The 5,613-nt window shown below is 36.3% G+C and carries 8 protein-coding genes; 5 read left to right on the plus strand and 3 right to left on the minus strand.

All coding sequences use genetic code 11. The features are described from left to right. The coding region (locus tag AB3X49_RS16675) for a patatin-like phospholipase family protein (RefSeq protein ID WP_367963459.1) at positions 1-505 on the plus strand (505 nt) is incomplete at its 5' end. Next, positions 498-1,523: a SepM family pheromone-processing serine protease gene (locus tag AB3X49_RS16680; protein WP_016096201.1), complete on the plus strand. Its 1,026-nt coding sequence runs from the start codon at positions 498-500 to the stop codon at positions 1,521-1,523. The genes AB3X49_RS16675 and AB3X49_RS16680, both read left to right, overlap by 8 nt. A gap of 26 nt (positions 1,524-1,549) precedes the next feature. Here the strand turns inward: AB3X49_RS16680 and AB3X49_RS16685 are convergent, their stop codons facing one another. Both AB3X49_RS16685 and AB3X49_RS16690 read right to left on the minus strand, forming a co-directional pair. After that, positions 1,550-2,791, minus strand: a complete 1,242-nt coding sequence (locus tag AB3X49_RS16685) for a nucleotidyltransferase (protein ID WP_367963474.1) — start codon at positions 2,789-2,791, stop codon at positions 1,550-1,552. A 134-nt stretch (positions 2,792-2,925) separates the two neighbouring features. Further along, the gene (locus AB3X49_RS16690) at positions 2,926-4,056 is read right to left on the minus strand and encodes a site-specific integrase (protein ID WP_367963462.1); all 1,131 of its coding nucleotides are present in this window, start codon (positions 4,054-4,056) and stop codon (positions 2,926-2,928) included. 161 nt (positions 4,057-4,217) lie between these two features. On the opposite strand from AB3X49_RS16690, the gene AB3X49_RS16695 reads away from it, so the two are divergent. Genes AB3X49_RS16695 through AB3X49_RS16705 form a run of 3 tightly spaced genes read left to right on the plus strand, consistent with a single transcriptional unit; the run spans position 4,218 to position 4,693 of the window. Continuing rightward, positions 4,218-4,367 carry a hypothetical protein gene (locus AB3X49_RS16695; RefSeq protein ID WP_367963465.1) on the plus strand — a complete coding sequence of 50 codons (150 nt, stop codon included), beginning with the start codon at positions 4,218-4,220 and terminating at the stop codon, positions 4,365-4,367. A gap of 18 nt (positions 4,368-4,385) precedes the next feature. After that, the gene (locus AB3X49_RS16700) at positions 4,386-4,535 is read left to right on the plus strand and encodes a hypothetical protein (RefSeq protein ID WP_367963467.1); all 150 of its coding nucleotides are present in this window, start codon (positions 4,386-4,388) and stop codon (positions 4,533-4,535) included. Then, positions 4,532-4,693 (plus strand): hypothetical protein, encoded by a 162-nt coding sequence (locus AB3X49_RS16705; protein ID WP_367963469.1) that lies wholly within the window; start codon positions 4,532-4,534, stop codon positions 4,691-4,693. Before AB3X49_RS16700 ends, AB3X49_RS16705 begins: the two co-directional genes overlap by 4 nt. 90 nt (positions 4,694-4,783) lie before the next feature. Here AB3X49_RS16705 and AB3X49_RS16710 read toward each other — a convergent pair whose 3' ends face one another. Then, complete coding sequence (locus AB3X49_RS16710) at positions 4,784-5,128, minus strand: helix-turn-helix domain-containing protein (protein ID WP_367963471.1); 345 nt, start codon at positions 5,126-5,128, stop codon at positions 4,784-4,786. Between the last annotated feature and the right edge of the window lie 485 nt (positions 5,129-5,613).

The following is a 5,613-nucleotide window of genomic DNA, read 5'->3' on the forward strand; positions in this document are numbered from 1 at the left end:
TAATAAAAATTTAGAAGAGTTAGATATCCCGACAGCTGTTGTGGCTACTGACATTTTGAAGGGGGAGAAAGTTGTTTTTACAAGTGGTCCGATTGCGGAGGCGGTTCGAGCTAGTATATCTGTACCAGGGGTGTTTGTTCCAGAAAAAATAGATGGCCGCTTATTAGTGGATGGAGGGGTAATTGACCGTATTCCCGTATCGGTTGTAAAAGATTTAGGTGCTGATATTGTTATTGCTGTTGATGTATCTCCAATTAAGGTGAATGGAGAGGTTACATCGATTTATGATGTAATTATGCAAAGTATTGAAATTATGCAACATGAACTTGTGATGAATCGGCAAATAGCATCAGATTTAATGATGCGGCCAGCAGTGGAACAATTTAGTTCGCGTGCTTTTACACATATTGAAGACATTATTAGGGTCGGAGAAGTGGAAGCGGAAAAACATATTTCAAACATTTATTTACTAATTGAGCAGTGGAAGGAGAAACATAATGTTTAAGCGTTTTCGGTTTATATATGCAATTTTAATAGGGGTTATATTGGCGATGCTACTTGTTTATGTGCGCTTGCCGTATTATGTGACAAAACCAGGTATGGCCGCGAAATTAGCGCCGTACGTGCAAGTTGACGGTGGAACTAAAGAGTCTGGTGATTTCATGCTTGTCACTGTCTCAATGGGACCTGCTAATGTGGTGAACTTAATAGCCGCGCAATTTAATAAATATACACACGTTTCGAAGGCGGAAGAAATATTGCAAAAAGGCGAGAGTGATGAAGAATATCAATTTCGCCAAAATTATGCAATGAAAGATTCGCAAAATGCAGCAATCTATAATGCTTATAAACGTGCAAATCGCTCTGTTTCTTTTGAAAATAAAGGTGTACTAGTTGCTGGTGTAGCAAAGGGTATGCCGTCAGAGGGAAAGCTTAAGCTTGGAGATGTTATTATAGCTGTCGATGGAAAAATATTCGACAAGACGGAACAATTTATTGAGTATATGACAGGGAAAAAAGAAGGGGACACAGTAAATATTGAATACAAGCGGGGCGGAAAACAGTTTAAAGAAAATTTAAATGTAAAGACGATCCCTAATGGGAATGGACGCGTCGGTATAGGGGTCTCTATCGTTACGGAAAGAGAGTTAGTAGTAGATCCGAAAGTGAAAATTGATTCCCATGAAATCGGCGGTCCATCAGCGGGGTTAATGTTTACACTAGAAATTTATAATCAGCTCGTTGAAGAAGATTTAACAAACGGACATGAAATAGCTGGAACAGGTACAATCAATGATAAAGGAGAAATTGGTCCAATTGGTGGTATTCAGCAAAAAGTAGTAGCTGCTAGTGATGCGGGAGCTGAAGTGTTTTTTGCGCCAAATGAAAAAGGTGTAGAGAAATCGAATTATAAAGATGCTCTTGAAGCTGCGAAAGATATTAAAACGAAGATGAAAATTGTACCGGTGGACACACTGGATGATGCATTAACGTATTTGGAAAAAATGGGTAAAATAAAGTAAACCTCTCTGAAGAAGAGAGGTTTTTCTTATAGGAATTTTTTCGTTATTTCATCATAACGAATTGGATGATGCGTTGCGTCTTGTTTTAGCAGTTGTGTCCGCAAAGGTTCTTGCATTATGGAGAAATATACAGCATTTGATTTTCGTTCTATGTCTAAAGTTGGATGTTCGAATGTTTTTGTATGAGTAAGGATTGGGAGTTCTATTTTTTTCTTATTTCTAGAAAGATAAGTTTGTCCTTTTTGTGACATTCCGAGAAGACGGATATACGGCGCATGTTGCTCTATATTTGCTTTGTGTATTTCTTCCTTCGTTGTATTTGTTAAAATATGTGTACAAGCTCTTTGCAATCTAGTCCATGTATAACGTTTTGTTTTTAATGCTTCCATGAATGAATAGAAAGATGAACTGTTTTGTATTTTTGATAAAATACGATGCTCTAAACCTTCTTCCATTTCATATATATGTTGTAAGTCCTCTGAAGACATCGTCATAAGTTTGTATTTAAAAAATGAAAAGTATTTTTCCCAGTTATGTAACGTCCCGTAGTTTTGCTTGTAGTTTTCTAAAAGAGAAGCAGTCATTTTCGGGATAAAAGGCTCAATAGTTGTAGAGGAACTGTTTTCATTAAATAGCTGTTTGCGAATACTTGTTGCACTTGCAATATGTTGATCGTGAAATGTTTCATCATGATAATGAGAGGCGAATCTTTTTATAGTTTGTGCTTGCATCGAACTGTTTTGTAAGAGAATTCCTTTAATGTACTGTAAGCCTAAAATGTTATTTGGTTGTGACATATCTACGTTTTTTTCGGGTGGTAAGATGTGTAGAAAGGCTTCAGATGTAGCTTTTGCATAACTATTACCTGCATTCATAAATTGCTTCACAAGACGATTAAAAGTCTCTTCTTCATTTTTTTGTATAGCGATGGTATTGTAGAAATTTTCAGCTTGTCCATCTTCACTACCGAAACAAATTTCAGAAACACCAAGGGCGTTTAAAATCGAAATTGCGCCATTTGCGAAAGTTTCGGCCTTTTGTGTTGCGAATGCATAAGGAAGCTCTACAACGAGGTCTACGCCGTTTGTTAGGGCCATTTTGGTACGATACCATTTGGAGATGAGTGCGGGCTCACCACGCTGCAAAAAAGGACCACTCATAACGGCGATAATAATATCAGACTGTGTTAACTTTTTTGTTTGTTGCACATGATAAGCATGACCGTTATGAAAAGGGTTATATTCAACAACAATACCACTGGATTTTATGGTAATCTCTCCTTTCGATGTAGCATCTTTTTGGAAAACGTGATAGTCTATATATTATTTCCTATGATGACTTCATTATAGTGTAAAGAAAAAACTTACACTATAAATGCATTATATCACTTGTACCATGGGGTTTAACCCTCTTTAGTTTCATCACCGACCACTTTTTGACCACTTCGACCACTTTTTAAAACATTTCCTAGCATTTCAGTTACCTCAATTTGACGTTCTTCATAAACATCAGTATAAATATTTAAAGTTGTAGAAACATTTGTATGACCAAGTAATTTCGAAACAACCTTTGCATTTGCGCCAGAATCGATTAAAATAGTTGTAAAAGTTCTTCGGATATCGTGGAATCTAATATACGGTACGCCAATTGCTTCGCACAAAGCTTTCATTTGGTAGCGTATCGTATATGGATGCACGATTTTTTTATTTCTTGTGCAAATTAATAGGTCGAAAGAATTCTCCTTTTTGTGATTTCGATATTCTAACAACTCTTCCATTAATTCTTCTGTCATTGGGATCATGCGATTAGACGCTTCAGTTTTTGTTTCACCTAATTCATACTTACCATCCACAAGCGTTAACGTTCTTTGTACATGAATAGTCTTGGTTTCGAAATTAACATCATCCCACTGTAGAGCCAATACTTCGCCGATACGCATGCCTGTATGCAACGCTAAAATAAATGTAATATAGTAGCTTCCTTGTATTTTTGCATACTCCATAAATTTCATTGCTTCTTCAACTGTCCAACTAGCTTGTGCTTTCTTTTTAACTTTTGGCCGCTTTGCTTTCTTAGCAGGATTAGAGTTAATCATTTCTAACTCTACACCTTTATCAAGGATTTGCTTTAGCATAACATCAACGGATGAAATGTATTTTGTGGTTAGACCTTCTTTAAGCAGCTTCTGGTGGAAATTATGCACTGTTAAAGGTTTTATATCAGATAACCTCTTGTCGGCAAATTCAGGCATGACACGTGAGCGTAGAATACGTTTGTATTGATACAATGTTGACGGTCTACATGATGATTCTTTTTCTTGCATCCAGATTTCTACGAGTTGAGAAAAGCGAATATCACTATTCTCATAATCTCCATTTGCTAAATCATTTGTTACTCTAGCTACTTCTTCTTGAGCAGCTTTCTTTGTTTTAAAACCACCTTTAGTGATTTGTTTCCGTTTACCTGTGAGCGGGTCTTTGCCAACATCCATAGTAAAAGACCACTTCTCACCACGTTTACGAAAGTATGCCATGATTTTCACCTCGTCATAATCGTTTTCTAGATACAAGCTGTGATATGTGGTAGTGGTATAAGAAATGATAGCATGTAAGCCTAATTTCTGTAAAAGGAAATTTACAGATATAGAACAAGTGAGCTACAATATTTATATACAAAAAGAAAGGGGGATAAAAAATGGGAGAGTTCACAAAAGAACCTGGTGGTCATAAAGTTACTGATCCTGGTGTAGGTTGGCACAATGAACCAGGCGGTGGCGGTTGTAAATACAACGAAGACCCTGGGACGGGTTGGAAAACAATTTCTGGCCCAGGGACAGGTATATAAGAAAAGGGGGATAACGAGATGATAAGTTACATAAAAGATCCAGGTGGTTCAAAGATGATTTCTAATCCAGGGACAGGTATAGGGATTTTCGACCCAGGACCTGGTGGAGGATATACAACTGATCCGGGTGGTGGATGGCGAAAAGAACCAGGAGGTTTGAGAAAATGAGAAGAGATAACTTTGATTCAGGCGGTCTAGGTGGAGATCAATTGGAGTATGATCCGAATCCGAGCGGAGGACATACCAAAGACCCCGGTGGTGGAATGGGTATGTATGATCCTGGTGTAGGCGGAGGATACATGAAAGCCCCTGGAACGGGAATATAAAAAAGAGAGCGTAATGCTCTCTTTTTTTAGTTGGCAAAAATATGCTATTTTTTACTGTTGCGATTGGAAATGATTTCTTCTAAAATCAAATCATAACAACTCTTTTTTTTCGTTTAAAAACTGTGTGTAAAATTTGAGTTGTTTACAGAACTGTTCTCGTTGGGATTCATCCAGGCCTGCGAAAACCGTTTGAATCTCATCGAGAACATCTTCTAATTGCTTTTCACTTGTCGTGAATTTTCGACCCATTAGTGTATCGATAGAGATATCAAAGAATGACGCGATACGATCTAATGATTCCAGGTCGGGTTCATTAAAATTTGTTTCTAGATTACTGATTTGACTTCGACTCAATTGAACTTTATTGCCAAATTCAGCTTGTGTTAAAGAACGATTGTTTCTAAACTTTTTTAAATTTTCTCCAAATGTATTCATGCCTTTATTATAAATAAGGCATTATTTTTAGACTATATATACCAAAAAATTTGGCTTAAATATTTAAATGGCTTACTTTTTTGGTTTTCTGACAAAAACAATTAGAACAAGTGTTCTTAAAGTGGTAAAATATTCTTAGTAAGAAAATGTACTTTTCTAAAAAAACTTTCTCAACATGATTTGACTATAATTGGAATGAACATTCTAAATCTTATGATAAACTGAGTTAATAAAAAAGAATTTAAAAAAAGACCCACGGTGTTATAGATGTGAGACCGCACACCTATAACATTTACCCTAGCTTATATAGGGAAAAATTTCCATGAGTCAATACATAGTATATCATACTTCGTAAGAGTAAATGAGAATTATGGTTCATTTTCCTATTGAGAAATAAGGGATGTGTTTGGGGTTCTTATCTGGGAGGGAATTTTAGAACCTGTCTAAAATCTAGGGTATAATCTATGTAAAAAGGATGATTCCTA

The organism is Bacillus sp. C30 (genome assembly GCF_040838255.1).
GTDB classification, from domain to species: domain Bacteria; phylum Bacillota; class Bacilli; order Bacillales; family Bacillaceae_G; genus Bacillus_A; species Bacillus_A mycoides.

Bases quoted from the DNA above. Each gene is read 5' to 3' on its own strand.
- AB3X49_RS16680 (WP_016096201.1), top strand. From the start codon at position 498: ATGTTTAAGCGTTTTCGGTTTATATATGCAATTTTAATAGGGGTTATA.
- AB3X49_RS16690 (WP_367963462.1), bottom strand. From the start codon at position 4,056: ATGGCATACTTTCGTAAACGTGGTGAGAAGTGGTCTTTTACTATGGAT.
- AB3X49_RS16695 (WP_367963465.1), top strand. From the start codon at position 4,218: ATGGGAGAGTTCACAAAAGAACCTGGTGGTCATAAAGTTACTGATCCT.
- AB3X49_RS16700 (WP_367963467.1), top strand. From the start codon at position 4,386: ATGATAAGTTACATAAAAGATCCAGGTGGTTCAAAGATGATTTCTAAT.
- AB3X49_RS16705 (WP_367963469.1), top strand. From the start codon at position 4,532: ATGAGAAGAGATAACTTTGATTCAGGCGGTCTAGGTGGAGATCAATTG.
- AB3X49_RS16710 (WP_367963471.1), bottom strand. From the start codon at position 5,128: ATGAATACATTTGGAGAAAATTTAAAAAAGTTTAGAAACAATCGTTCT.